At 64.0% G+C, this 23,678-nt stretch carries 17 protein-coding genes and 8 pseudogenes; 13 read left to right on the top strand and 12 right to left on the bottom strand.

Features of this window, described 5'->3' with window-relative positions:
* Positions 1–25: 25 nt before the first annotated feature.
* On the bottom strand, positions 26–922 hold the full coding sequence (locus ACVWW3_RS28795; protein ID WP_456647863.1) for a LysR family transcriptional regulator: 897 nt from the start codon (positions 920–922) through the stop codon (positions 26–28).
* A gap of 269 nt (positions 923–1,191) precedes the next feature.
* Between ACVWW3_RS28795 and ACVWW3_RS28790 the strand changes: the two are divergent.
* The 3 pseudogenes from ACVWW3_RS28790 (at position 1,192) to ACVWW3_RS28780 (ending at position 3,364) form a co-directional block, all read left to right on the top strand.
* Positions 1,192–1,927: pseudogene (locus ACVWW3_RS28790) on the top strand (SDR family NAD(P)-dependent oxidoreductase).
* 50 nt (positions 1,928–1,977) lie between these two features.
* A pseudogene (locus tag ACVWW3_RS28785) lies at positions 1,978–2,732 on the top strand (SDR family NAD(P)-dependent oxidoreductase).
* 31 nt (positions 2,733–2,763) lie between these two features.
* Positions 2,764–3,364 (top strand): annotated as a pseudogene (locus ACVWW3_RS28780) (NADPH-dependent F420 reductase).
* Here the strand turns inward: ACVWW3_RS28780 and ACVWW3_RS28775 are convergent.
* From ACVWW3_RS28775 to ACVWW3_RS28755, 5 genes and pseudogenes are all read right to left on the bottom strand, one after another.
* Positions 3,351–3,644, bottom strand: a complete 294-nt coding sequence (locus tag ACVWW3_RS28775) for a hypothetical protein (protein WP_456647867.1) — start codon at positions 3,642–3,644, stop codon at positions 3,351–3,353. The pseudogene ACVWW3_RS28780 and the gene ACVWW3_RS28775 sit on opposite strands and share 14 nt — an antisense overlap.
* Before the next feature lie 96 nt (positions 3,645–3,740).
* Positions 3,741–4,767, bottom strand: a pseudogene (locus ACVWW3_RS28770) (LLM class flavin-dependent oxidoreductase).
* Between the two features lie 126 nt (positions 4,768–4,893).
* Positions 4,894–5,358 carry a hypothetical protein gene (locus ACVWW3_RS28765; RefSeq protein WP_456647869.1) on the bottom strand — a complete coding sequence of 155 codons (465 nt, stop codon included), beginning with the start codon at positions 5,356–5,358 and terminating at the stop codon, positions 4,894–4,896.
* Positions 5,359–5,651: 293 nt separating this feature from the next.
* Positions 5,652–6,098, bottom strand: coding sequence for a hypothetical protein (locus ACVWW3_RS28760; RefSeq protein WP_456672219.1), 447 nt, complete (start codon positions 6,096–6,098; stop codon positions 5,652–5,654).
* The gene (locus ACVWW3_RS28755) at positions 6,077–7,162 is read right to left on the bottom strand and encodes a winged helix-turn-helix domain-containing protein (protein ID WP_456672429.1); all 1,086 of its coding nucleotides are present in this window, start codon (positions 7,160–7,162) and stop codon (positions 6,077–6,079) included. Before ACVWW3_RS28755 ends, ACVWW3_RS28760 begins: the two co-directional genes overlap by 22 nt.
* A gap of 234 nt (positions 7,163–7,396) precedes the next feature.
* On the opposite strand from ACVWW3_RS28755, the gene ACVWW3_RS28750 reads away from it, so the two are divergent.
* On the top strand, positions 7,397–8,368 hold the full coding sequence (locus tag ACVWW3_RS28750) for an MBL fold metallo-hydrolase (RefSeq protein WP_456647871.1): 972 nt from the start codon (positions 7,397–7,399) through the stop codon (positions 8,366–8,368).
* 229 nt (positions 8,369–8,597) lie between these two features.
* Here ACVWW3_RS28750 and ACVWW3_RS28745 read toward each other — a convergent pair whose 3' ends face one another.
* Positions 8,598–9,281: a class I SAM-dependent methyltransferase gene (locus ACVWW3_RS28745; RefSeq protein WP_456647872.1), complete on the bottom strand. Its 684-nt coding sequence runs from the start codon at positions 9,279–9,281 to the stop codon at positions 8,598–8,600.
* Positions 9,282–9,308: 27 nt separating this feature from the next.
* A pseudogene (locus tag ACVWW3_RS28740) lies at positions 9,309–9,768 on the bottom strand (Rrf2 family transcriptional regulator).
* Positions 9,769–9,909: 141 nt separating this feature from the next.
* Here ACVWW3_RS28740 and ACVWW3_RS28735 point away from each other — a divergent pair.
* Positions 9,910–11,160, top strand: coding sequence for an MFS transporter (locus tag ACVWW3_RS28735; RefSeq protein WP_456647874.1), 1,251 nt, complete (start codon positions 9,910–9,912; stop codon positions 11,158–11,160).
* Positions 11,161–11,376: 216 nt separating this feature from the next.
* Here ACVWW3_RS28735 and ACVWW3_RS28730 read toward each other — a convergent pair.
* Positions 11,377–12,095 (bottom strand): annotated as a pseudogene (locus tag ACVWW3_RS28730) (DUF3362 domain-containing protein); the annotation flags it as partial.
* A 175-nt stretch (positions 12,096–12,270) separates the two neighbouring features.
* Between ACVWW3_RS28730 and ACVWW3_RS28725 the strand changes: the two are divergent.
* Positions 12,271–12,435, top strand: a complete 165-nt coding sequence (locus ACVWW3_RS28725) for a hypothetical protein (RefSeq protein WP_247445316.1) — start codon at positions 12,271–12,273, stop codon at positions 12,433–12,435.
* 6 nt (positions 12,436–12,441) lie between these two features.
* Here ACVWW3_RS28725 and ACVWW3_RS28720 read toward each other — a convergent pair whose 3' ends face one another.
* Together ACVWW3_RS28720 and ACVWW3_RS28715 are read right to left on the bottom strand one after the other, a co-directional pair.
* Positions 12,442–13,107, bottom strand: coding sequence for a GntR family transcriptional regulator (locus ACVWW3_RS28720; RefSeq protein ID WP_456647875.1), 666 nt, complete (start codon positions 13,105–13,107; stop codon positions 12,442–12,444).
* Positions 13,108–13,115: 8 nt separating this feature from the next.
* Positions 13,116–14,528 (bottom strand): FAD-binding oxidoreductase, encoded by a 1,413-nt coding sequence (locus tag ACVWW3_RS28715; RefSeq protein ID WP_456647876.1) that lies wholly within the window; start codon positions 14,526–14,528, stop codon positions 13,116–13,118.
* Between the two features lie 180 nt (positions 14,529–14,708).
* Here ACVWW3_RS28715 and ACVWW3_RS28710 point away from each other — a divergent pair, with 180 nt between their 5' ends.
* Complete coding sequence (locus ACVWW3_RS28710) at positions 14,709–15,593, top strand: dihydrodipicolinate synthase family protein (RefSeq protein ID WP_456647877.1); 885 nt, start codon at positions 14,709–14,711, stop codon at positions 15,591–15,593.
* 19 nt (positions 15,594–15,612) lie between these two features.
* Positions 15,613–15,948, top strand: a pseudogene (locus ACVWW3_RS28705) (hypothetical protein); the annotation flags it as partial.
* Here the strand turns inward: ACVWW3_RS28705 and ACVWW3_RS28700 are convergent.
* Entirely contained in the window at positions 15,894–16,508 is a 615-nt protein-coding gene (locus ACVWW3_RS28700; protein WP_456647878.1) for a hypothetical protein, read from the bottom strand. The pseudogene ACVWW3_RS28705 and the gene ACVWW3_RS28700 sit on opposite strands and share 55 nt — an antisense overlap.
* Positions 16,509–16,744: 236 nt before the next feature.
* On the opposite strand from ACVWW3_RS28700, the pseudogene ACVWW3_RS28695 reads away from it, so the two are divergent.
* From ACVWW3_RS28695 to ACVWW3_RS28675, 5 genes and pseudogenes are all read left to right on the top strand, one after another.
* Positions 16,745–17,978, top strand: a pseudogene (locus ACVWW3_RS28695) (rhodanese-like domain-containing protein).
* 99 nt (positions 17,979–18,077) lie between these two features.
* On the top strand, positions 18,078–19,322 hold the full coding sequence (gene serA, locus ACVWW3_RS28690) for a phosphoglycerate dehydrogenase (protein ID WP_456647880.1): 1,245 nt from the start codon (positions 18,078–18,080) through the stop codon (positions 19,320–19,322).
* Between the two features lie 127 nt (positions 19,323–19,449).
* The gene (locus tag ACVWW3_RS28685) at positions 19,450–20,469 is read left to right on the top strand and encodes a patatin-like phospholipase family protein (RefSeq protein WP_456672218.1); all 1,020 of its coding nucleotides are present in this window, start codon (positions 19,450–19,452) and stop codon (positions 20,467–20,469) included.
* A gap of 3 nt (positions 20,470–20,472) precedes the next feature.
* Positions 20,473–21,927: a GntP family permease gene (locus tag ACVWW3_RS28680; protein WP_456647881.1), complete on the top strand. Its 1,455-nt coding sequence runs from the start codon at positions 20,473–20,475 to the stop codon at positions 21,925–21,927.
* 89 nt (positions 21,928–22,016) lie between these two features.
* Entirely contained in the window at positions 22,017–23,678 is a 1,662-nt protein-coding gene (locus tag ACVWW3_RS28675; protein ID WP_456647882.1) for a tannase/feruloyl esterase family alpha/beta hydrolase, read from the top strand.

Raw genomic sequence — 23,678 nt, 5'->3', positions numbered from 1 at the left:
AGCATCGCCGGCGACCTGCCGGGCGTCAGTCGCGCGATATGGACAGCCCCGCGAGAAGCGGAGCGTATGCGGCGAGCCTGCGGGATACGAACTCCGTGAAGAGCCGCACGCGCTTCGTCTTACGGGTCTCCCCGTGTGTGAGAAGCCAGAGCGTTCCGTACATGTGCAGGTCGGTGCCCGGCACCCTCACCAGCAGGGGGTCGGCATCGCCAATGAAGCACGGCAGCGTCGTGATCCCGAGCCCTTGCCGTACTGCAACGATCTGCGCCTCGGCGTCCGTGATCCTGAACGGAACCCCCGTGGTGCGAACTTCACCCTCGCTGGCCCAGTCGGGTATTCCATGAATGCTGATGACGATCCACCGGATGGGATCCGGCGCGCCCGTACGCCACGCGGCTAGTCGATCACGGGACATGTAGACGCCGCCGAACAGCTCCGGTCCCTTCATGCCGTGAAGATTGAGCGGCAGGGTTTTGCGGTCGTAGACGACGCGGATCGCGACGTCGGCCTCCCGGTTGGTCAGATTTGCCAGCTCGCCGAACGACAGGATTTCCATCTCGATGTCCGGATGCAGACGCGCGAAGTCGGCGAAGTCCGGCATGAGCAGGTGTGTCGCCAGCGGCGGCGCCAGCGTCACCCGCAGAAGCCCGCGCACGCTCTGGTCGCGCCCGAAGACGCGCGTCTCCAGCAGGTGCGACGACGCTTCCATCTGGTCCGCGAACTCGAGGACCTCCTCGCCCGCAGCCGTCAGGCGGTAGCCCGAAGGCAGCTTTTCGAACATTTGGACCCCGAGCCGTTCCTCGAGCTGGGCGATGCGTCGCAGCACGGTCGCATGATTCACACCGAGGCGCTCGGCGGCAGCCCGCACCGAGCCTCCGCGCGCGACGGCAAGAAAGTAGCGAACGTCATCCCAGTCGATCATGGTGCGATCCCGCACCGCGCGGTGCGCCTTCCAAAGCCCGTATCTAACGTCTCGTACAGCAGTACGGGCGGTCATCATAGCCTATGCTCGCAAGCACGGCCCAATTCCCGAACGGCGGACACCGATCGCCGCGGCCGTCGTCAGTCGTCCGGCCGGATCGATTTCGCACCACCGATGTGCGCGCTTCCGCACTCAACGCCTGACGCCGACGGACCTATGTCGAGGTTCTCGGGGGCAGATGCTGTCCCGACATCACGAAAGGAGAAGTTGTGCGAAAGCTAGACGGTAAGGTTGCAGTTATCACGGGTGGCGCTACCGGCATTGGGCGCGCCGCAGCAAAGCGCTTCATCGAAGAAGGCGCCTTCGTCTTCATCTTCGGCCGCCGACAGGAGGCGCTCGACGCTGCTGTCGCCGCCCTCGGGCCCAATGCCCGCGCGGTGAAGGGCTCGGTCTCGGATGAGGCCGACCTCGACCGACTCTATGCGGCGGTGAAGTCCGAGCGCGGAACCCTCGACATCGTCTTCGCCAATGCAGGCGCGGGAAGCCAGCTTCGGCTCGGCCAGATCACCGCCGCGCACATTGACGAAACCTTCGACACCAATGTGAAGGGTACGATCTTCACGGTCCAGAAGGCGCTGCCGCTGATGGGCCAGGGCGGTTCGATCATCCTGACCGGATCGAGCGCCGGCACCACGGGCGCCCCGGCAATGAGCGCCTACAGCGCGAGCAAGGCGGCCGTGCGCAACCTCGCGCGGACCTTGGGCGGAGGACCTGAAAGGCAGCGGCATCCGGGTCAACGTGCTGTCGCCCGGGGCGACTGCGACCGAACTCGCGAAGGAAGCGCTGGGCGAGGAGGGCCAGAAGGTCTTCGCCTCGTTGACTCCGCTCCAGCGCATGGCCGATCCGGCGGAGATCGGGGCCGTGGCGGCCTTTCTCGCATCGTCGGACAGCAGCTTCATGACCGCCAGCGAAGTCGCCGTCGACGGCGGCCTGGCGCAACTCTGACCCCGGCGCGGTCCCGTGCCTGGCCCACACACAACGAAAGATAAAAGATCATGAAAAAACTAGAAGGCAAGATCGCAGTCATCACCGGCGGAAGCAGCGGGATTGGGTTGGCCACAGCGAAGCGCTTCGTGGAAGAAGGTGCGCACGTCGTGATCACCGGGCGACGCGAGAAAGAGCTGAAGGAGGCTACAGCCTTCATCGAGCGGAACGTTACGACGGTCGTGGGCGACGTGTCGCGCTTGGAAGATCTGGACCGCGGCTCTACGCCGTCGTGAAAGAGAAACATGGTCACATCGACATTCTCTTCGCGAACGCGGGCTCCGGGACAATCGCACCGCTCGCGCTAGCGACTGAGGCCCATTTTGACCAGACCTTCGACGTGAACGTGAAGGGGCTGTTCTTTACCGTGCAAAAGGCCCTTCCCCTCTTCAAAGACGGCGGTTCGATTATCCTGAACTCTTCGGTGTCGAACGTGTTGGGGCTGCCGGGGTTTAGCGCCTACGCCGCGAGCAAGGCGGCTGTGCGCAACTTCTCGCGCGCTTGGACGCTGGAACTGAAAGACCGGAAAATCCGCGTGAATACGATGAGCCCCGGACCAACCGAGACTCCCGCCCTGGAGACAACGACCGGCCTTACCCCCGAGCAAGCCGAGCAAGCGGCCGCTCAGTTTGCTTCACAGATCCCAATGGGTCGCAGGGGCAAGCCAGAGGAAATCGCGGCTGCCGTCATGTTCCTCGCCTCCAATGAAAGCTCTTTCATCACCGGCGTGGATCTCGCCGTCGATGGAGGCATGGCGCAGGTCTGACCCGGCATCAACACTAGATCGGAGAAACATCATGAGCTACGCAATTATCGGCTTCGGCAATATCGGCCAGGCTCTGGCCAGGGCGTTTGCCCGCAACGGCATCGAAGTATCCGTTGCAACGACGCGCGACCCGGAAAGCTTTGCATCCGCCGCGGCCGCGATCGGACCCACGATCATTCCCAAAAAGCTGGCGGAAGCGGCCAAGGCGGACATCGTCTTTTTGGCCGTCCGTTTCGAGTCGCACCAGGAGGTCGCGAAGGCGCTGCCCACCTGGCAGGGGAAGACCATCGTCGATGTGACCAATGCCTACGGCGTGCCCCCTGAGAAACTGGGAGGACAGCCTTCTTCCAAGGCCGTCGCGCAGGCCTTCACTGGCGGTAGACTGGTTAAGGGCTTCAACCATTTGGGCGCTGCCGTCCTCGGCCAAGATCCGGCCGCACATGGTGGCAGGAGGAGTCGTGTTCCTGGCGAGCGACGATGACGCTGCCGCCGCGGAGATTGGCGCGCTTGCGGAAAAGCTCGGCTTCTCGCCGATCAAACTCGGCGGGCTCTCGGAAGGTGGACTGCTTGTGCAGGCGCGCGGAAATAGCTGGGGTCAACTGATCTTCAAGGACCTGGTCAAGTTCGACTGATGAACACGGCGTCCCACCGTTGGGACACGACGCACGGGATCGGATCGAGCGCGATCCGATCCGAGCGAAATGGAGAAATGGCTACGGTTCGGGACGGCAGACTGACGAGCATCCGGGAGTACATCGACACGCAGGCCGCATGCGGACGCTTGCGAAGGAGCTGGGCCGAGAGAACGTCGAAGCCGTCTCGGCGGACCTCGTCGATGGTCCATTTCAGGATGTTGGCAAAGTCGACCTCCGCAACAGCGCCGAGACGAACGCGCCATGTCCGCTTGGCCATGACGGTTCTGTTCAGTGGTTCGGGAGATGACCTTCCGAGAGGTCATTCAACCCTCTTTGGTGATTTTGTTCTGGAAGATTTACGCGCGCGTACGTCTCACCGCCATCCCAGCGCAGGCGCGACCTGTGTCAGGATCGCCTCGATTGAGTGCGCGCAGTAGTCCACGCCGAGCTGGTTCGGCACGGTCAACAGCAACGTGTCGGCCTCGGCGATCGCCTCGTCCTGCCGGAGCTGTTCGATCAGCGCATCCGGCTCGGCGGCATAGCTGCGGCCGAAGATTGCCCGCGTGCGCGGGTCGATGAAGCCGATCTGGTCTTCGCCTTCGCCGCTCCTGCCGAAATAGGCGCGATCGCGATCGTCGAGCAGCGCGAAGATGCTGCGGCTCACCGAGACGCGAGGCTCCCTCGTGTGGCCGGCTTCCTTCCATGCGGCGCGATAGCTACGAATTTGCGCGGCCTGCTGCACGTGAAAAGCTTCGCCGGTCTCGTCGTTCTTCAGCGTCGAACTCTGCAAGTTCATGCCGAGCTTGGCGGCCCAGATCGATCGCGGTGGCGTTCGAGCCGGCGCCCCACCAGATCCGCTCGCGCAGCCCTTCTGAATGGGGCTCCAGGCGCAGCAGCCCCGGCGGATTTGGAAACATCGGCTGCGGATTGGGTTTTCCAAACCCTTCGCCGCGCAAGATGTCGAGAAAGACCTCGGCATGTCGCCGGCCCATGTCGGCATCGCTCTCGCCGTCGGCCGGTTGATAGCCGAAATAGCGCCAGCCGTCGATCACCTGCTCGGGCGAGCCGCGGCTGATGCCGAGCTGAAGCCGCCCGCCGGCAATGAGGTCGGCGGAACCTGCGTCCTCCGCCATGTAATGCGGGTTCTCGTAGCGCATGTCGATCACAGCCGTGCCGATCTCGATCTTGCTGGTCTTCGCGCCGACGGCGGCGAGCAGCGGAAAGGGCGAAGCAAGCTGCCGCGCGAAATGGTGCACGCGGAAATAGGCGCCGTCCGCGCCGAGCTGTTCTGCCGCGACCGCAAGCTCGATCGATTGCAGCAGCGTATCCGCCGCCGAGCGGGTCTGCGACTGCGGCGAGGGCGTCCAGTGCCCGAAGGAGAGGAATCCGATCTTTTTCATGGAGGCAACATATGGATGACGGCAAGAATTTGCGACACCTCGGCCGGAGGAAAGATGGCAACAAGTGTGGACCCGTAAGCGCCTCCTAGAGGAAGCAGGCACGAACTTGGACTGCTCGTGGAGTTTTCAGATTTCGCAGCGCGTCAAATTCAAAGCCTTGAGCAAGCCGCCGAACGCCTTGAGCCGACAGGGCTCGGTCTCGCTGGCAGCCTTTGCGCGCTGAACATTGGCGGTCCGCTTGACAACGATTGGCTTTGGCTTTGGCTTCGGCTTCGGAGGTTTGGCGGCCGCGATCGTCTTCGGATCGGGCCGATGACGGACGATCGGCGCGGGCGAGCGGACATGGATGTCTTGCGGAGCACCGGGGTTTTCGACTGAAGCTGCCTCTGTCGGCATCGCGCTGCTCGCAGCGGCAACCTCGAGGCGATCGGCCTTCGCCGACGCGTCATACGAAGCAGAGATGTTTGCGCTCCGCTCGGCAAGCGGCTCGACGGTCACGACGACGCGACGCGGTGGCGCGCTCAGCTCCATTGCCGACAGCACTCCGACACTGAACAGGATCAGAAGGCCCAACAACGCCATTCTCAGCATAATGCGCCTCCGATCCAGGTTCGTGCCGTCGGAAATTCTCCGCGGCAATGAGGCGACTTGTCGACGGCTGCCGACGCGCGAGGAATCATTTGCCGACAAGGTTAACGTCGGCGATGCTCCCGCACGTGCTAAGAATGCTCCCGCTCAGGTGTTGGCAGGCCGAATCTGGTCACAAGAAGGACTGTGAAGCCTGAGCTGAACACCACGAGAGCGATCGTCATGTCTGCTGTTTGGGGGAAGCCTGACGCCGCCTGACGGGTTGGCCAACAGCTGCTTTTGACCCCGAGCGGTCATTACCCCTCTGGTATGCCGGCCGCGCGCATGCCCTCATACAGTCGCTCAAGACTGGCCATCCATTCTGGATTGTGGAATCGGAAAACGTTCATGCGATATCGACGGATGGTGAAGCTGCGATCAAGCGCCAATCCGATCTCGGCCCTAGATCGTGCCTCCTTCGAGTCTTCCCTCATCGCCAGGGCACCAGCGAAGTGAAAGTGAGAAAGCGCGTGATTGGGATTGGCTTCAATGCTCCGGCGAAGCCAGTCGAGTGCCTCACGGTCGGTTTTGGACATCAACTTGGCCATCCCGACAAACATGAACCAAAGAAAGGCGCGCGTATCGCGCGGGGACAGTCGCAGCGCATCTTGAACGTGCCCCTCGACCTCCTCGCCACGCTCCAGTGCATACTTTCCAAGCCCGATGAACCCATGTGCATCGGCTAGATTGCGATCCAGCGCCAATGCGTGATGACATTCGGCGATACCTTTGGCAGCGCGGCCTGTCCGAATTTGAACTGCGCCGAGGAGCATGCGGGCTCTGGGATGGTTCGGGGGGCGCGTAACAACACGCTGTTCAGCGCGTTCTCCGCGGTCCTGAAATGCACCGATCCGTCATCAGTTATAAAGGATGAACCCACCGATACATCGACCTGAGCCGCGGCAACTGCCGCTTCAATGTTGTCGGGATCAAGCGTCAAGGCACGCACGAAGAAGTCCTTTGCTCGCGCCAAAAACGCAGGTGTCACTCCCTTGTTCAGAAACGCCCTACCCTGAAAGTATGAATCCATGGCGTTCGGGCGGAGCGATAGTTCTGCGCGCTTGGCTTCGGATTTGATGAGTTCGGCGTTCAACGTATTGGCCAGTCGCGATACTATCTCATCCTGCATATTCAACAAATCAGCAATCGGTTTGTCGAAGCGCTCGGCCCACACCTGGGTTCGGGTTTGAGTATCGGTCAACTGGACGTTCAGGCGAAAGCGATTGTCGCCGCGTTGCAGCGACCCTTCGAGCACGTAACGTACATTAAGCTCACGGCCGATCTCCCTTACGTCCACCGCTTTTCCTTTGAAGGTGAACGCGGTGTTGCGGCCGATGACGAACGCGCCGCCTATGCGTGACAAATCCGTTGTGAGACTGTCCGTCACACCATCGGCGAAATACTCTTGCTCCGCATCACCTCCGAGGTTTGCGAACGGCAGAACAACGATGGATAGGCGAGGCATTGCAGGCGGCGTCGACGGATCTCCAAGATCAGAGCGATCTGGTGTAGCGACGATCGAAAGATCGGGCCGCGCGATCAAGTTTCCGCTGATTGCCAGCATGTAGCCGCGGCGCGGCAGGGTCCTCAAGGCTAATCGATCATGTCCCAACGCACGCCTGACGTCGCCAATCGCATGGACGAGAGAGTCTTCCGTGACCTCACAGTCCGGCCAGACTTCATCCATGATTTCCTCTTTGCCCACCAAATGCCCAGCGCGTGTCGCAAGAAGCCGAAGCAACAACCAAGCCCGAGGGCGCAAGGGCACTATGTCACCGCGTCCATCGATCAACAGCTCGCGGCCAAGGTCAATGGTCCGGTCCCCGAGAACGATTAAATCCTGCGATGACTTAAGCAAGGGCCGCCTCTTGCAGGTCTCTTTCCGAAAATTTCGCTAAACTTTCAGGACGCAAGATCCATTGTACAGCATCATGGTGTGGCTTGGGATAGCGACAGCTTCCGAGCAGCCGATTCCCAAGAATGCAGCAAGAGGCGCGCGTCCATGATCCGCCCAGTCTTTTTCGCCGCGCTAAGCCGTTCAGTTTTCTGCTTTTTGGGAATCGCACTGTTTGCCTTCGCCGTTTTTCCGGTACCCACCCAGGGGCAAGAAATCAAAGTTACGCTCTTAGGTACAGGATGCCCCCCCGCCGTTATGAACCGGTTCGGGCCGAGCACCCTCGTCGAGGCGGCCGGGCACAGGTTCATTTTTGACGCAGGCCGAGGCGCCCTCCAGCGGCTCAACCAGGTCAAGGTGCCCTGGCAGGGAATAGACGCCGTCTTTCTCACTCACCTGCACTCGGACCACGTGGTCGGCTTTCCGGACCTGTGGCTGACCGGTTGGCTTGTGGGGCGGCCAGGCCGGGATCGACCACTGCAGGTGCGGGGGCCAACAGGGACCCAGCGCATGATGTCGTTCCTTGCGCAGGCGTTCGAGTACGATATCCGGATTCGATTAGACGACGACCGAGCACCACCAAACGGCGTGGTCATCCTCGCCGAGGACATTACCGAGGGTGTCGTCTATGAGAACAGCGGCGTGAAGATCACTGCGTTCGAGGTTGACCACACGCCGGTGAAGCCCGCGTTCGGCTTTCGGATCGATTATTCCGGCCGGTCCGTTGTGCTTTCCGGAGACACGCGCGTCTCTGAAAATCTCATTCGGCACGCCCAAAGTGCTGATCTCTTGATTCACAACGTTGTCTCGCCAGAGACATTCCAGCGCATTGGAGTGCCGCCGGCGCAGACGGCGAACATTATCGCCCACCACACCACGCCAGAGCAGGCGGGCGAAGTATTCGAGCGGACGAAGCCCAAGCTGGCGGTGTATTCACACATCGTGTTGCCAAACGCGACCGAGGAGGATCTGATTCCACCAACTCGGAAGATTTACTCCGGTCCATTGGAACTCGGTGAAGATCTGATGGTCATCGAGGTCGGCGAGAAAGTCGAGGTCCGAAGACCCGCCAAACCTTGATCCCAGCGTGCGTCCAGCGGCGAACGTGATCGAATAGGTTCGGGCCAATTTGCTGCGCCGCATGAGTCCGCTTCTGGCCCTTTGCCGATACGCAGGGGCGAGCTGGCGATGTCCGGTATTGAAGGCAGAACGGACGCGGCCTATGTCGCGACTCATAGATTGTGACCGCACCCCCCGGGTACATCCGGCTTTGCATGATGCTCAGCCGCGTTGGCGAAGCCGGGCCACCTCACGCGTAGGCCACCCAGCCGCGGAAGGTGAACCCGGTGTAGAACAGGGTCGGCTCGGAGAAGCCGGCCTCGCGCAGAATCGCCTCATCCTGCGCGGGCGTGAGGATTTCCAGATGGTTGGTAACGGCGTTCCGCGCGGCCGCGGCCTGCTCGGGCTCGACGCCGGAGGAGGCCAGGAACGCAGAGTACCGCGACAGCCATAGCGGGCGCTCCTCATCGCCATCGGGCGCGCTTAAATGGGCGATCACGAAAGCTGCGCGCGGCTTGAGCCGTCGGCGGACCTCCGAGGCGATGCGGCGTCGCTCCTCGACGTCGACGAAGTGCAGCGTCAGCAGGCAGCTGGCGCCGTCAAACAATTCCTGCGGAGCATCGTCGATGTAGCCCTGATGAAGGCGCGCGCGCGATGCGAGCGGGCCCAGGGTTTGCCCGGCAAGCGCCAGCATCGCCGCGGAGGGGTCCACACCGTCGAAGCTCCAGCGCGGCTGCGCTTGCGCAAACGTCTTCAATTCGAGGCCGCCGCCGGCGCCGAGCACGAGAATCCGCGCATCCTCACGCGCGCGCTCGGCCAGCAGGATCGCCGCCATGGACAGCATGGCATTGTAGCCCGGGACGAACCGTGGCGGTCCCTCCGTGTATCTCGCCACCGCTTGCGGATCGGAAAACATGTTCTGAACGTCGGTCATGATGTCGTCCTTGCTGAATGGAGCCGATCACGCGCCATGTGCGCTCATGCCCTGAAGCTTTCGGGAGCCGAGGCGTTTGCGCAGATCGTCGCTCAGCATCGCCAGCGTCACCTCGCCAAAGCGCGACAGCAGCAGCGCCTGCGCATCGCCGAATGCCTGATCGAGGGCGGCGTTGACGGCCTGCTCGACGAGACAACCCGGCGCCTCTGTCCGGTTGCCCATGGCCAGAACCGAGGGACTGCCGAGCGCGGTGTAGACGTCGCGCAGCGTCACCTTCGTGAGGTCGCAAGCCAGCGTCCAGCCGCCGCCATGTCCCTTTTCGGAGCGGACGTAACCGAGGTCCCGAAGGCCCGCCATGATGCGCCGGATCACCACCGGGTTCGTGTCCATGGCCTTTGCCAGGGTCTCTGGACGTGAAGGTGCCGGGCTGCTGCGCCATGTGCAGCAGGACGTGCAGCACGCCGGATAATCGACTGTCTCGTTTCATGTAACTTTATATGTTACATGATGGCGGCAAGGTCAACTGATTTCGCCGTGAGCCTTCCGATCTCACGCTTCGACCGGAAGCGAACTGCGCGCCGCCAGGTCTGTGCAGAATCTCGTCGTAAAGCTCAGGCGGCTGGCGACGATGCGAAGCGGAACGTTCTATGGATGGCGCGTTGTCGCCGCGGCCTTTGGTCTCGCCGTTCTCGGCCTGGGGTTTGGCTTCTATGGGCCGCCGATCTTCCTGAGTGCCGTTCGCGAAGCTAGGGGATGGCCGCTGGCCCTGGTCTCGACGGCGGTCACCGTGCACTTCCTGGCGGGGTCGATCGTGACAGCCAATCTGCCGACGCTCTATCGGCGCTTCGGCATTCCGGCTGTGACAAAGGCCGGCGCGCTGTCGCTGGCCGTCGGCGTCTTTGGATGGGCGATCGCGGCGACGCCGTGGCAATTGTTCGGTGCGACGCTGTTGAGTGGTGCAGGCTGGGTGACGATGGGCGTGGCCGCGGTCAACGCCATCGTGTCGCCCTGGTTCATCCGCCGTCGTCCCGCGGCACTCGCGGTCGCCTATAACGGCGCCAATGTCGGCGGGATCATCTTTTCGCCGCTCTGGGCTGCGGCCATTGCCATGCTTGGGTTTGCCGTTGCAGCAGCAGCCATCGGCATGATCTTGGTCGTGGTGGTGTGGCTACTTGCGAGCACAGTGCTGTCGCGCACGCCGGAGCAGACCGGATCGATGCCCGACGGCGCCGCCGCGGCCGCTGAGGCTGTCTCGGCGAAGAGCGCACGACCGCTCACCGGATCGCTGCTCTGGCGGGACCGCAAATTCCTGACGCTCGCAGCCGGCATGAGCCTGGGGCTGTTCGCACAGATCGGCCTGACCGCGCATCTCTTCTCGCTGCTGCTGCCTGCACTCGGTCCGCAATGGACCGGGCCGGTGGTGGGACTGATCGGCGTCATGGCGATCGCCGGCCGGACGCTGCTGGGCTGGCTCATGCCTGGAAGCATCGACCGGCGGTTGGTTGCCTGCACCAGCTACGCCGTTCAAATCACCGGCTCGATCACGTTCATCGCCGCGGCTGGAACGAACATTCCGCTGTTGATCCTCGGTGTTGTCTTGTTCGGCCTCGGGTTCGGCAACGGGACGTTCCTTCCGCCGCTGATTGCGCAGGTCGAATTCGCTCCGGATGACGTGCCGCGTGTGGTCGCGCTGATCGTTGCGATGTCGCAAGGCGCCTATTCATTCGCGCCGGCGGTCTTTGGTTTGATCCGCGAATGGCTTCCGGCCGGCACGGGCGCCACGCCCGGCTTTTATGTTGCCGCGGCGCTGGTGCAGGGATTGGCGATCTGCGCATTTTGGGCGGGGCGCCAGTCGCGCCGCCGAGCCGATGCGGCCTGATCCACCGCGCAATGGCCAATGCGCCCGATAATGGCATCCTGCGCCTGTTTTGCCCGACGGAGCAACGACTTTTTGCCCGACCGATCAACGTCTCTGCGAAGGGCCTAAGTCATTGATCCCACTCATGCCGGCTACTGTGCATGGGGTTGTTTTCGAGGTTTTTGTTTTGGAAGCACGACAGTGCGAGGATGAACCGGACCTGATCCGGCTCGCCCGCTACTTCATCACCCGCAAACCCTTGGTCGTGAACCGCTGCGTCTTGTCGCCCGGACGCACCGGTCGCCTTGTGCCGGCAGCCTTGCCGGTGCCGGGCGGCTGATGTGCCGGCACCAACTGGTCGGGGCGCGAGCCGATCAGATCGGCGCGGCCCATTTCCTTCAGCGCTTCGCGCAGCACCGGCCAATTGTCGGGGTCGTGATAACGCAGGAAGGCCTTGTGCAGGCGGCGCTGCCGCAGGTCCTTGATGGCCTCGACCTTGTCGCTGCCGCCGCGCCGCACGCCGCGCAGCGGGTTGACGCCGCTGTGGTACAATCGCGGTTGCGGTCGCCATCGGCGAGGGCAGGAAGGTCTGCACTTGATCGGCGCGATAGCGGTTCTTCTCGAGCCAGAGCGCGAGGTTCATCATGTCCTCGTCGGTCGTGCCGGGATGCGCCGCGATGAAATACGGGATCAGGTAACATTTCTTGCCGGCCTGTTCGGCCGCGGCATCGAACATCCGCTTGAACTGGTTGTAGGCGCCGATGCCCGGCTTCATCATCATGCCAGGTGTTGAGGTTCGGACAGATCTCCGGGAAGACGCAGGACGGCCGCCAGCACGCCGCCTCGACCTTCGGGTCCTTGCACGCCATCCGGTACATGTTGGCGGTGGGACCGCCGATGTCGGAGATGACGCCGGTGAAGCCGGGCGTCTTGTCGCGGATCTTCTCGATCTGACGGCGGGCGTGAAGCAGTCGCGGCCTCCGGTTCCAATGCTTGTGTCGTGGTTCAATCGCAGGAACCATCCGTCTCAACGAACATTCTGATGCAGGGTTTGCGCCGGGCCCGGTTCGCGCGCGCTCGAGTCAAAATCTGATATTGCCTCGATCTTCGCCTCTGGCGGATGGGGAACTCGTGAGTACAGTCATAGAGAACTTGCTGTTGCGAAAGCAAAAGCTCGTCGAGCAACTCGAGAAGGCACCGTCGGTCGAAGACCGCGACCAAATCGAGCATCAGCTCGAACAGATCAACACCGCGCTGGAATTCCTGGACAGGTCTGGCTCGAAAGGCGCGCGATAGCAGCGCTCAGTCGACCTTCAGCGCTTTGGCGTAGACCAGGCCCGAATTGGTGACGTGCGTGGTCATCAGCGCTGCGAAGGAGGCGAACTCGCCGCGGGAAAACAAGTCGAGCAGCTTGCGATGCTCGTCGAAGGACGTGCGGGTGCGGACGTCGATCGGCGAGGTCAAATTGGTGCGCAGTGCGGCGACGCGGCCGGAGACGAGCTGATAGGATTCGGCGAGATAGCGGTTGCCGCAATGGGCGAACAGCCCTTCGTGAAAGGTGGCGTCGGCGCGGCCATAGGCGATATTGTCTTTGGCCGCAATTGGCGGCTCCATCGCCGCGATCGCCTCGCTCATCGTCGCGATCGCACCGTCGCGATCATGGTGGAAGGCGAGCTCGGCGGCCTTTGGCTCCAGCGCGATGCGGAAGGTGCAGAGCGCAGTGATGTCCTCGGCGCTCGGTGTGAACACGAAACTGCCGACCTGCGGCCGGATCACGACGAGGCCCTGCGCCTGCAGCTGGCCCATCGCCTCGCGCACCGGCGTGCGGCTGACTCCGAAGGAGTTTGCCACCATCTCCTCGGAGATCGCGGCGCCGAGCGCGAACTCGCCGTCGATGATGGCCTGACGCAGCCGCTGCATCACCCGCTGGGACAGCGATTTCGGCGCATCGAGCTTCATCGATCGCATAGGCTCCCTCAGATCACCTTGCCGGGATTGAGCAGATGGTCGGGATCGAGCGCGGCCTTCAGCGTCCGCATCAGCGCGATCTCGGCCTCGCTCCGGGCATGCCCCAGCCACTTCTTCTTCAGCGTGCCGATGCCGTGCTCGGCGGAGACGCTGCCGCCCATCTCGCGCACGAGACCGTAGATGATCGCGTCCATCGCTTCCTTCGGCTGCTGCTCGACGGCAAGGCCGGTCACCCAGGAGACGAGATGCAGATTGCCGTCGCCGATATGGCCGTAATAGACGCTCTCGCATCCCTCGATGCCGTCAGCCAGCGCGGCCTTGCAGCGCGTGACGAACTCGTCCATCCGCGCCACCGCAAGCCCGATGTCGTAGGAGATGTGCGGCCCCAGCACCTGGCCGAACTCGGCGCAGATGTCGCGCACGCGCCAGAAGCTTTGCGTCTGCGCCAGCGATTGCGCCACGGCGGCGTCGGCGAGCAGCCCGCGTTCCATCAGCTGTTCGAGCCAGTTCTGGAAGCGCGGCGTGTCGACGCTCTCGTCGGTGCCTTGCGCTTCCACCAGCACGTAGAGGCCGTGACCTGCGGCGACCGGCGGCTTGACGCCGGCGCGATTCGTGATCACGTCCCAGTAATCCGGCCACATCACCTCGAACGCCGACAGCAGCGGGCCGAGCCCGCTGCGCGCGGCGCCGAGCAGCGCAATCACGGCGGCATAGTCCTTGAGCGCGCAGAGCGCGGCCATGGTCGAGCGCGGTTTTGGAAACAGCCGCAGCACCACGCGGGTGATGATGCCGAGCGTGCCTTCCGAGCCGATAAACAGATGTTTCAGATCGTAGCCGGCATTGTTCTTCATCAGCTTGTTGAGGCTGGTGATGATGGTGCCGTCGGGCAGCACGACTTCGAGCCCGAGCACCAGCTCGCGCGTCATGCCGTAGCGGATCACGCGATTGCCGCCGGCATTGGTCGAGAGGTTGCCGCCGATCGCGCAGGAGCCGCGCGAGCCGAGGTCGAGCGGAAAGAAAAACCCGGCTTCGTCGGCGGCCTTCTGGATCGTCTCCAGCGGCGTGCCTGATTTCACCGTCATCGTCATCGACGCATGATCGATCTCCTCGATGCCGCTCATGCGCTCCAGCGAGATCGCGACCCAACCTGCTTCCGGCGATGCGCCGCGGCACAGCCCGGTCAATCCGCCCTGCGGCACGAACGGCAGATGCGCCTGCCGGCAGGTCGCGATCGCATCCGCAACGCCTTGCGCGTCGACCGGCCGGATCACCGCGAGCGGCGTTTGCGGCAGGCTCGCGCTCCAGTCGTTGCAATTGCGGGCAGGCACGTCGGCGCCAACAAGCACGGCGGCGGCGCCGAGCTTGTCGCGCAACGCGCCGAGCAAATGGTCGGGCCGCCCAATGGGGGTCACCATGTTCATGCGAGACCTCCTCGGAATCTGGCTGCGTCTCATGCGCGCCGGGACGGCGGAAAAGATTTGCGCCTTTCTTGTATGTAAGATACAAGACGAAAAGTAAAGCAAAAACAAGGCTCGGGAAGCCCTCCTCAGATCCTTCGAGATCCGAGGCTTGGTCCGAAGCCGCAGCAACAGGTGGGTGTGATGACGGAGGCAATTCGCGGGTTCTGGGTAGCGTCAGCTACGCCGCTGGCAACCGACGGCAGCGTGGACTCCGCAAAGCTCGCCGCTCACGCCAAGCAACTCTTCGGCAAGGGCGTCGACGGTGTCGTGCTGTTCGGCACCACCGGCGAGGGCACCTCGTTCAACGTCGCCGAACGCGTCGCGACCATTGCAGCCGTGCTCAAGGCCGGCGTGGCGCCGGAACGAATTGGAATCGGCGGCGGCTTCCCCGCGATCAGCGATAGCATCGCATTGACGCGCGCCGTACTCGGCCTCGGCCTGCGTCACGTGTTGTTGCTGCCGCCTTACTTCGACCGCAGCGTCAGCCCTGAAGGCATCGAAGATGCCTTTGCGGCGATCCTCGACGGCGTCGCCGACGATCGCCTGCGTGCCTACCTCTATCATATCCCGCAGATCTCGGGTGTTGCGATCCCGACCAGCGTCGCCGCGAATTTGCGCAAGCGCTACGGCAGGATGGTTGCTGGGCTGAAAGACTCCAGCGGCGACTTCAAGCAGTTCCAGGCATTCCGTGCCGCCGCCCCCGAGCTCGCCATCACCGTCGGCAACGAGGTTGACATCACCCGCGCGATCGCCGCCGGCGGTGCCGGCACCATCTGCGGCATGGCCAACATCGCGCCGGAGCTGGTCAAGGCAATGATCGACGGCAAGGACGTCGAAGCGCGCATGCAGGCCGCCGTCGACATCGTGGTGAAATCCCCATCCTTCCTCACGACGCTGAAAGCCATCCTCGCGGCACAGACGGGCGATGCGAGCTGGCTGCGCGTGCGGCCGCCGCTCCGGGCCTTGTCCGACGGCACTGCGCTCAAGCGGAAGCTCGACGAGCTGATGGTTCCCGCCATCGCGTGAGATCGCGCAAAACCGCGAGACGTTGCCGCGAATTCGCGCGCTGGCGACCGACCCGTCCGCCGCGGTGCGTGGCCGCGAATTCCGCGTCGGTGCCGTCACCGGCCAAATTCGTTTTCGCGGAACGCTACGCCGACGAGACGTTCGGCGAGAAGATCATCGCGAACTTGCTCGACATCCATCGCGGCGCATTTCTGCGTTCATGCTCGCGGCTGCGCTGATGCCGCAGTTCGCGGTCACCGGCATCCTGCTCTATCTGTCGCGCCGCAAGCTGCGGCGCCCGGATGACCCGCCGTCCTCATGTCATTTCGCCTGCATGCGCCGTTCGTCGATGACGACGTCGGTGTTGATGGCGTAGACGAAGCAGCCGCCATCTCGGCCGTTCCGCGCGGGATCGCTGTTACATTTCGCCAGCGCAGAGGTTTGAGCGTCCTTCAGGCTGGGATCCCCTGCCGAGATGAACAGCTTGCCCCAGGGATGGATCGCGACCGCCTTGGGCTCCATGGCCTTGTCGTAGTTCTGCACGTCAGGGCGCTGCCGTGTGATCCGCCGGATGATCGGAATCTGCGACAAGTCGTACTTACCTGCATAGTGCAGCCGCGGCATGTCTTTCGACATCAGCTCGCCCTCCACAACGATCTCCTCATTCACAGCCAGCAGAGCGCATGGCTTGCCGTAGCGTAGCTGACACGCTTCAAGCGAACGGTCGCCGGTGACAGACGCGTCTTCATGCTCGCAGGAACGAAAATAGCTTGCACCGATAAGATCTACTGCTTGTCCCTTGTTGGACTTACAGGCGACGTAGTCCTTGATCAGCGTATCGCGAGAGGTACTCAAAGCGGGGGTTGCCGCCGCGATAATCGCAGCCATCGCTCGTTCAAATTGTGATTTTCGCTCTGCATCGGTCAATGTCGCCATCGCCATGCTTGGCAGCACGAGGAAGATTATCAGGAATTTCGTGATTCTCATCTTGCGCCCCCCAGCCTGAGGCAGAACTGTAGCCCGTCTGATCCTGCAGAAAAAACGATTCTTTGTGCGGACGACTGGGATTTGCGGCATTGCCAAGCAGGGACAGTATGCCTCGATTGTGCTGGTCAATCGGGCGCCGATCGGCCAAAAACGCTCCTGTCCGAACCCTCCATGGTTAGCCGCCCATGACGATCCCGACCGTCACCCCCGCCGATATCCGCCGCGCAATGCTGTTGCGCGAGGAGATCGCGCTGCTCGATCTCAGGCATGAGGCTGGTTTCGCCACCGGTCATCCGCTGTTCGCCGCCAACATGGCCGCGGACCGGATCGCGGTCGAAGCCGAGGTGAGGCTGCCGCGTAAAAATGTGCCGATCGTGCTCTATGATGACGGGGAGGGGCTCGTCGCGCCCGGCGCCGAACGGCTTGCCGCCCTCGGCTATACCAATATTTGTGCGCTCGACGGCGGGCTGAAGGCCTGGCGCGCTGCGGGTTATCAAGTATTCGAGGACGTCAACTCCTACTCCAAGGCCTTTGGCGAGCTGGTCGAATCGCGCAGGCACACGCCCTCGTTCAGTGCCGACGAGGTGGCAAAACTCATCGCGGACAAGGCCAACATCGCCATCCTCGACGTTCGCCGCTTCGACGAATACGCCACCATGAACATTCCGGGCTCGGTCAGCGTGCCCGGCGCGGAGCTGGTGCTGCGGGCGGGCCAGGCCGTGCCTGATGCCGAGACCACCATCATCGTCAATTGCGCCGGCCGCACCCGCTCGATCATCGGCACGCAATCGCTGATCAATGCCGGCGTGCCGAACAAGGTCCGCGCGCTGCGCAATGGCACCATCGGCTGGACCTTGGCGCGGCATACGCTCGACCACGGTGCCGACCGGCGCGGCGCGATCGGCCCATTCGAAAGCGGCCCGGCCAATGCACGCGATGTCGCCTATCGCGCCGGTGTCCGCCATATCGGCGCGCGCGAGATGGCTGCGCTTGTCGCGCAGACCGATCGCACGCTCTATCGCTTCGACGTGCGCGACGCGGAAGAATATGCTGCAGGCCATCTTCTGGGCTTCCGCCACTATCCCGGCGGCCAGCTCGTCCAGGAAACCGATATGGCGGCGCCGGTGCGCGGGCGCGCACATTGTTCTGACCGACGACAAGGGCGTCCGCGCTGACATGACGGCGTCCTGGCTCGCGCAGATGGGCTGGGAGGTCCATGTGCGGGAAGGCGGCTATGACGACGCGCTCGAAATCGGTCCGCCGCGCGTCCTGCCCAAGCCCGACCCCGCCCACCGCTACCGCCGCCCCTATGAAGGCACCGGCGTCGACGAGCGTGCGATGCAGGCCTATCTCGAATGGGAATACGGCCTGGTCGAACAACTGCGTCTTGACGGAACGCACGGGTTTTACGTCATCTGACGACCGCCCCGCCATCTTCTCCCCGTATCCCAACCCTATTGTGCTGCGCATCCCCCGCGGTCTATGAGCTGCGGCAAAGCTGTGACCCACGGAGATTTCATGCCAGCCCCAGGCCAAAGCCCTGAGCGGAACGCGAAGGCGCTGCTGCTCGAAGGCGTCAACGACAGCGCCGTGGACCTGTTCAGAACTGCGGGTTTCACCAATGTCGAGCGCCTGACCAAGGCGCTGGACGGCGAAGATTTGCGGCGGGCGCTCAAGGGCGTGTCGCTGCTCGGCATCCGCTCGCGCACCCAGATCACCGATGAGGTGCTCGCGGCGGCCGACCAGCTTCTCGCCGTCGGCTGCTTCAGCGTCGGCACCAACCAGGTCGATCTGCTGGCGGCGCGCAAGCGCGGCATTCCCGTGTTCAACGCGCCGTTCTCCAACACGCGCAGCGTCGCCGAGCTCGTGATCGGCGAGATCGTGATGCTGCTTCGGCGCATCTTCCCGCGCTCGGTGTCGGCGCATGAGGGCGGCTGGGACAAGTCGGCGACCGGCAGCCGCGAGGTACGCGGCCGCACCCTCGGCATTATCGGTTACGGCAATATCGGCTCGCAGCTCTCGACGCTGGCCGAGGCGATCGGCATGCGCGTGGTCTATTTCGACCGCACCGACAAGCTCCGCCACGGCAACACCGAGCCGGTCGAGAAGCTGGAAGAGCTACTGGCGCAGAGCGACGTCGTCAGCCTGCACGTGCCGGAGACGCCGGAGACATCAGGCATGATCGGCGAGAAAGAGCTGCGGGCGATGAAGCCCGGCTCCCTCCTGATCAACAACAGCCGCGGCACCGTCGTCGATCTCGAAGCACTGGCGGCGGCCCTGCGCGACGGCCATCTCGCCGGCGCCGCCATCGACGTGTTTCCGGTCGAGCCGTCCTCGAATTCAGACCGCTTCAAGAGCCCGGTGCAGGGCCTCGGCAACGTCATCCTCACCCCGCATATCGGCGGCTCGACCGAGGAGGCGCAGGAGCGCATCGGCGGCGAGGTGGCGCGCAAGCTGGTCGATTTTTTCATCACCGGCTCGACCACGGGGGCGGTGAATTTCCCGGAGGTGCAGCTGCATTTGCGGCCCTCCGGCGCGCGCTTCAGCCACGTCCATCGCAACGTGCCGGGCATGCTGCGCCGGCTGAACGAGGTCTTCCTCCAGCGCGACATCAACATCGCCGCGCAATATCTGGAGACCGCCGGCGACCTCGGTTACGTCGTGCTCGACGCCGACCTCGGCGGCGAGGATTCAGGCGCGCTGCTGGAGCAGATCCGCGCCCTCGACGGCACGGTCGGCGCGCGGCTGGTGTTCGAGCACTAGGCTAGATCGCGGGAGGTCCCACGTTCCAGTTGCATCTCGCAGCAAAAGCTCGCTACAGTACGCCACGGTGTTCGACTACGTGTGACAAATCGCGTCGAATTTGAGTTTCAGTTGCGTGAGTGCCGCCATGGAACGGGACGCCGTACTGATCGATCTCGCGCTTCAAGGCGGCGGTTCGCACGGCGCCTTCGCCTGGGGCGTGCTCGACCGTCTCCTGGAGGAAAAGTGGCTCACCATCGCCGCGATCTCCGGGACATCGGCGGGCGCGATGAATGCGGCCGTGCTGGCGGATGGCTGGATCGCGGGTGGCGCCGAGGGCGCGCGCGACGCGCTCGAAAGATACTGGCGCCGCGTTTCGAAGGCCGCGGCCTTCAGTCCGCTCCAGCGCTCGCCGCTCGACCGGCTGATGGGGCGCTGGACGCTCGACACGTCGCCCTTCTACATCCTGACCGACCTGATGTCGCGGGTGCTGTCGCCCTACGATCTCAATCCGACCGGTTACAATCCGCTGCGCGCAGTGCTGGCCGAGAGCATCGATTTCGAGCGGCTCGCGAGCTCACCCATCAAGCTGTTCATCACCGCGACGCGGGTGCGCACTGGGCGCGGACGCATCTTCCGCAACGCGGAGATCACGGCGGATGTGTTGCTGGCATCGGCCTGCCTGCCGACCATGTTCCGGGCGGTCGTGATCGACGGCGAGCCCTATTGGGACGGCGGCTATGTCGGTAACCCGACGATCACGCCGCTGGTGCGCGAGAGCGATGCGCACGACACCATCCTGGTGCAGATCAATCCGACTGAAACGTTCGAGGAGCCGCGGACGGCTGCGGAGATTCTCAACCGTCTGAACGAGATCTCGTTCAATTCGCCGCTGATGAAGGAGCTGCGCATGATCGCGCTGCTGCGCCAGGCGGCCGACCCCGGCAGCGGCGAGGGCGCGCGCTGGGCAAAGATGCGGACCCACCGCGTCAAGAGCGACATGCTGGCGAAGTTCGGGGCGTCGTCGAAGCTCAACGCGGAATGGGAGTTCGTCTCGATGCTGCGCGCCGAGGGACGTCTGGCGGCGCAGACGTTTCTCGACGAGCACGGCGCCGATATCGGCCAGCGTTCGACCGCCGATCTCGACGTCCTCCTGGCGGAGTGCTGAGGCGTGGGTCTTCTCGGTATTCTCGTCGGGCTCGGTCTGCTCGTCCTGTTTGCCTTCCGCGGCTGGAGCGTCCTGCTGCTCGCGCCGTTCGCTGCGCTCGTCGCGGCGCTGTTCGGCGGCGAGCCGCTGCTCGCGAACCTGACCCAGATCTTCATGGTGAATGCGGCGGGGTTTCTGGCGCAGTTCTTCCCGATCTTCCTGCTCGGCGCCGTCTTCGGCAAGTTGATGGACGACAGCGGCGCGGTGAGGTCCGTGGCGGGCTTCATGGCGCAATGCCTCGGCGAGCGACGCGTGATTCTCGCGGTCGTGCTGGCCGGCGCGCTTGTCACCTATGGCGGCGTGAGCCTGTTCGTCGCGTTCTTCGTCATCGTTCCGATGGCCCAGTCGCTGTTCCGCGCGGCCGCGATTCCGCGCCGGCTGATTCCGGCCGCGATCGTGCTCGGGACGTCGACCTTCACCATGTCGGCCCTGCCGGGCACGCCGTCGATCCAGAACGCGATACCGATGCCGTTCTTCGGCACCACGCCGTTTGCCGCGCCAGGCCTCGGTATCGTCGCGTCCCTCATCATGCTCGGCGCGGGCCTGTGGTGGCTGCAGCGAGCCGAGGCTGCGGCCCGCCGTGCCGGAGAAGGTTATGGCGAGGACGTGCGGGGCGCGGCCGAGCACGCCGCCGATGACGAGCTGGTCCGCGAGCGCGCGACGACCGCACGCGAGTTTGATCCGGCCGAGATCCGGCACGGTCGCCGCAGCGACGGGGCTGCTCCGGTGGCGAGCGCCATCCTGCCATTGGCAGTCGTCGTGGCCGTCAATCTCGTGATGTCACTCCTGGTGTTGCCGCGGCTCGATGTGTCGTATCTGAGCGAGCAGCGCTTCGGCGGAATATCGTTGGCCGCGGTCGCCGGCGTATGGTCGGTCAGTGTCGCACTTGGCGCGGCCATCGTCGCGACCATCGTGCTGAACTGGACGCGGCTTCCCTCGTTGCGGCAGACCATGGACGCCGGCGCCAATGCATCGGTCCTGCCCGCACTCAGCGTTGCAAGCCTCGTCGGATTCGGCGCGGTCATCGCGGCGCTGCCGGCTTTCGAAACGGTGCGCGACTGGGTGCTTGCGATCGAAGGCGGTCCGCTGGTCTCGCTCGCGGTCGCGACCAATATTCTCGCTGCGCTGACCGGCTCGGCGTCGGGCGGCCTGACCATCGCGCTCGACGCTCTCGGCCCGACCTATGTCGACCTTGCCGCGCGCACCGGCGTCGACCTCTCGCTGATGCACCGCGTCGCGGTGATCGGCTCGGGGACGCTGGACATCCTGCCGCACAATGGTGCCGTGGTAAGCCTGCTCGCGATCTGTGGCCTGACCCATCGCGACAGCTATTTCGACATCGTAATGGTCGGCATCGTGACGTCGCTGCTGGCGCTGGTGGCCGTGATCGTTTTGGGCGGCGCGTCGGGATCGTTCTGAACGGAATTCTGGCATGAGCGATTGACGGAGGAGCGAAGGTTGCATTCAATGCGGCCAACTGTCGGACGCAACAGGCCGGGGTGAAAACGATGACGCGAGCGAGTGCGAAGCTGTGTGCATTGCTTGTAGGTACGGCAGCTGCGCTGGGCGCAAGCAGCGCGTCGGCAGCGACCATGGCCGAGGATGCAGACACGGTCTGCAAGGGTCTCGTCGGCGGGACCGATGCCGTGAAGATCGATTCCGCAACGTTGCAGGCGCCGTCGCAACTGGCCGTGGCCGAACGCGGCCCGACGCCGTCGGGGCGCGTCACGCCCGCCAATCCCGGCTTCTGCAAGGTGCTCGGCCATATCGATCCGATCGATACCAAGGCGCCGCCGATCAAGTTTCAGGTCAACTTACCCGTCGAATGGAACGGCCGTTCGCTGCAATATGGCGGCGGCGGCTTCAACGGCGTGCTGATCACCGGTCTGACGTTGCCGCCGGCCTACCCCTTCGACAAGCCGTCGCCGCTCGCGCGCGGCTTCGTCACCTACGGCACCGACTCCGGCCACGAGTCCAAGCCGGGCGAACCGCCGCAACTGTTCGCGCTCAACGACGAAGCCTTCGAGAATTTCGCCCATCGCGCCTATAAGAAGGTGCGCGATGCCGCCGTCGCACTGATGCAGCGGGCCTACGGCAAGAGGCCGGAGAAAATGTACTTCATGGGTTCGTCCGAAGGCGGCCGCGAAGGCCTGACGATGGCGCAGCGCTATCCCGACGACTTCGATGGCATTTTTGCCCGCGTGCCCGTCATCAATTGGGTCGGGCTGCAGCATGCCGGCACCCGTTCGGGTCTCGCGACCATGGGCGACGGCTGGATCAATCCGAAGCAGGTGAAGCTCGTGGGCGACGCCGTGCGGGCCGCTTGCGACAAGGCCGACGGCTCCGATGACGCGCTGGTGCAGGACCCCGTCGCCTGCAAGGCGGCGTTCAAGGTCGAGACCCTGCGCTGCACCAGCGGCAAGACGGGCGACCAGTGCCTCACCGACGCGCAGATCAAGGCGGTCGACACGCTGCATACGACCTACAAATTCCCGTTCGCGCTGGCCAACGGCCTCGACGATTATCCGGGCTGGGGCGTGTCGGGTGAGGACACGCCCGCGGTTGGCCCGACTGGCGGCTGGGTCGCGTGGTGGCTCGGCACGGCACCGCCTGCGCAACCGCCTGCGGCCAATAACGGCATCGCCTGGATCTACGGCGCCGGCGGGATTCAATATGTGTTCGCGCGCGATCCCAAGCTCGACGTGACGACGTACAAGCCCGAACAGCACAAGGCGCGGTTGCTCGAGGTCTCCAGCCTGATGGATTCCACCGATCCCGATCTCAGCCGCTTTCGCAGCCGCGGCGGCCGGCTGATCATGCTCGAGCACATGGCCGACTATGCGCAGAGCCCCTATGCCGGCATCCGCTATTTCGAGAGCGTCGAACGCAAGCTCGGCAAGGCCGAGACGGCGGAGTTCGCGCGGCTCTACACCGCGCCCGGCGCCGACCATGTCGGCTCCGGCGCGCCGGCCAATATCGACATGCTGAGCGCGCTGGTCGACTGGGTCGAGAAGGGCAAGGCGCCCGGCGACCTCGAAGTCGCCGAGCAGAAGGTCGAGGCACCGTCGTTTGCGACGCTTCGCGCGCTGCCGCTGTGCCGCTGGCCGGCCTGGCCGCACTACAAGAGCGGCCCGGTGACGGAGGCGGCAAGCTTTACCTGCGCGCCGTGA

Source organism: Bradyrhizobium sp. LM2.9, assembly GCF_054056555.1.
Note: the sequence above shows the minus strand (reverse complement) of the source record. Positions and strands in the feature narration are given on the sequence as shown.

Bases quoted from the DNA above. Each gene is read 5' to 3' on its own strand.
- serA (WP_456647880.1), top strand. From the start codon at position 18,078: ATGCCAGCCCCAGGCCAAAGCCCTGAGCGGAACGCGAAGGCGCTGCTG.
- ACVWW3_RS28685 (WP_456672218.1), top strand. From the start codon at position 19,450: ATGGAACGGGACGCCGTACTGATCGATCTCGCGCTTCAAGGCGGCGGT.
- ACVWW3_RS28675 (WP_456647882.1), top strand. From the start codon at position 22,017: ATGACGCGAGCGAGTGCGAAGCTGTGTGCATTGCTTGTAGGTACGGCA.
- ACVWW3_RS28710 (WP_456647877.1), top strand. From the start codon at position 14,709: ATGACGGAGGCAATTCGCGGGTTCTGGGTAGCGTCAGCTACGCCGCTG.
- ACVWW3_RS28750 (WP_456647871.1), top strand. From the start codon at position 7,397: ATGATCCGCCCAGTCTTTTTCGCCGCGCTAAGCCGTTCAGTTTTCTGC.
- ACVWW3_RS28735 (WP_456647874.1), top strand. From the start codon at position 9,910: ATGCGAAGCGGAACGTTCTATGGATGGCGCGTTGTCGCCGCGGCCTTT.
- ACVWW3_RS28720 (WP_456647875.1), bottom strand. From the start codon at position 13,107: ATGCGATCGATGAAGCTCGATGCGCCGAAATCGCTGTCCCAGCGGGTG.
- ACVWW3_RS28745 (WP_456647872.1), bottom strand. From the start codon at position 9,281: ATGACCGACGTTCAGAACATGTTTTCCGATCCGCAAGCGGTGGCGAGA.
- ACVWW3_RS28775 (WP_456647867.1), bottom strand. From the start codon at position 3,644: ATGGCCAAGCGGACATGGCGCGTTCGTCTCGGCGCTGTTGCGGAGGTC.
- ACVWW3_RS28700 (WP_456647878.1), bottom strand. From the start codon at position 16,508: ATGGCGACATTGACCGATGCAGAGCGAAAATCACAATTTGAACGAGCG.
- ACVWW3_RS28795 (WP_456647863.1), bottom strand. From the start codon at position 922: ATGATCGACTGGGATGACGTTCGCTACTTTCTTGCCGTCGCGCGCGGA.
- ACVWW3_RS28765 (WP_456647869.1), bottom strand. From the start codon at position 5,358: ATGCTGAGAATGGCGTTGTTGGGCCTTCTGATCCTGTTCAGTGTCGGA.
- ACVWW3_RS28715 (WP_456647876.1), bottom strand. From the start codon at position 14,528: ATGAACATGGTGACCCCCATTGGGCGGCCCGACCATTTGCTCGGCGCG.